The 1,681-nt window shown below is 46.5% G+C and carries 1 rRNA gene (only partly in view); it reads right to left on the bottom strand.

The features are described 5' to 3' along the window. Positions 1 to 1,466: ribosomal RNA gene (locus tag H5089_RS20190) — 23S ribosomal RNA — on the bottom strand; it reaches 1,469 nt to the left of the window's first position. Between the last annotated feature and the right edge of the window lie 215 nt (positions 1,467 to 1,681).

Below are 1,681 nucleotides of genomic sequence, written 5' to 3'. Positions count from 1 at the left end.
CCAACCTACTCACTTTCACATGGACTACCAACGCCATGCTTGTTTAGCCTGCTCCGTCCCCCCATCGCAATTATATCGAGTACAGAAATATTAATCTGTTTCCCATCGACTACGCCTTTCGGCCTCGCCTTAGGGGTCGACTTACCCTACCCTGATTAACATGGGATAGGAACCCTTGGTCTTCCGGCGTGGGAGTTTTTCACTCCCATTATCGTTACTCATGTCAGCATTCGCACTTCTGATACGTCCAGCATACCTCCCGGTACACCTTCAACCGCTTACAGAACGCTCCCCTACCACTCAGAATAAATTCTGAATCCGCAGCTTCGGTGCATAGTTTAGCCCCGTTACATCTTCCGCGCAGACCGACTCGACCAGTGAGCTATTACGCTTTCTTTAAAGGATGGCTGCTTCTAAGCCAACCTCCTGGCTGTCTGGGCCTTTCCACATCGTTTCCCACTTAACTATGACTTTGGGACCTTAGCTGGCGGTCTGGGTTGTTTCCCTCTTCACGACGGACGTTAGCACCCGCCGTGTGTCTCCCGGATATTACTTTACGGTATTCGGAGTTTGCAAAGGGTTGGTAAGTCGGGATGACCCCCTAGCCTTAACAGTGCTCTACCCCCGTAAGTATTCGTCCGAGGCTCTACCTAAATAGATTTCGGGGAGAACCAGCTATCTCCCGGTTTGATTAGCCTTTCACTCCTAGCCACAGGTCATCCCCTAACTTTTCAACGTTAGTGGGTTCGGTCCTCCAGTTGATGTTACTCAACCTTCAACCTGCCCATGGCTAGATCACCGGGTTTCGGGTCTATACCTTGCAACTATTCGCCCAGTTAAGACTCGGTTTCCCTACGGCTACCCTATTCGGTTAACCTCGCTACAAAATATAAGTCGCTGACCCATTATACAAAAGGTACGCAGTCACCCAACAAGTGGGCTCCTACTGCTTGTACGTACACGGTTTCAGGTTCTATTTCACTCCCCTCACAGGGGTTCTTTTCGCCTTTCCCTCACGGTACTGGTTCACTATCGGTCAGTTGGGAGTATTTAGCCTTAGATGATGGTCCACCTATATTCAGTCAAAGTTTCACGTGCTCCGACCTACTCGATTTCACTTAAAATGTCTTTTCATGTACGGGACTATCACCCTGTATCGTGGCACTTTCCAGAGCCTTCCATTAACACATAATAAGCTTAAGGGCTGTTCCGATTTCGCTCGCCGCTACTTTCGGAATCTCGGTTGATTTCTTTTCCTACGGGTACTTAGATGTTTCAGTTCTCCGCGTTCGCCTCGTTAACCTATGTATTCAGTTAACGATACCTGCAAGCAGGTGGGTTTCCCCATTCGGAAATCCTAGTCTCAAGCGCTTTTTACTAGCTTGACTAGGCTTATCGCAAGTTAATACGTCCTTCATCGCCTCCAACTGCCAAGGCATCCACCGTGTACGCTTAGTCACTTAACCATACAACCCAAACGGGTCTTTGTTTTGTGACAGTTTAACTTCGCCAGAAGTTAATATTGAATACTAAAGTAGATACCAATCAATCAACGTAAAACGTTAATTAAATGGCACTGAATGGTACTGCTACCATTCTTTTTTTACTTTTGAAAACTCTTGATAAATACAATGTATTCATCAGAATTTTATTATCAGCTTTTCCAAATTTTTAAAGAGCA

Source organism: Pseudoalteromonas sp. SR45-1, from assembly GCF_014163655.1.
GTDB classification, from domain to species: Bacteria; Pseudomonadota; Gammaproteobacteria; order Enterobacterales; family Alteromonadaceae; genus Pseudoalteromonas; species Pseudoalteromonas distincta.
Note: the sequence above shows the minus strand (reverse complement) of the source record. Positions and strands in the feature narration are given on the sequence as shown.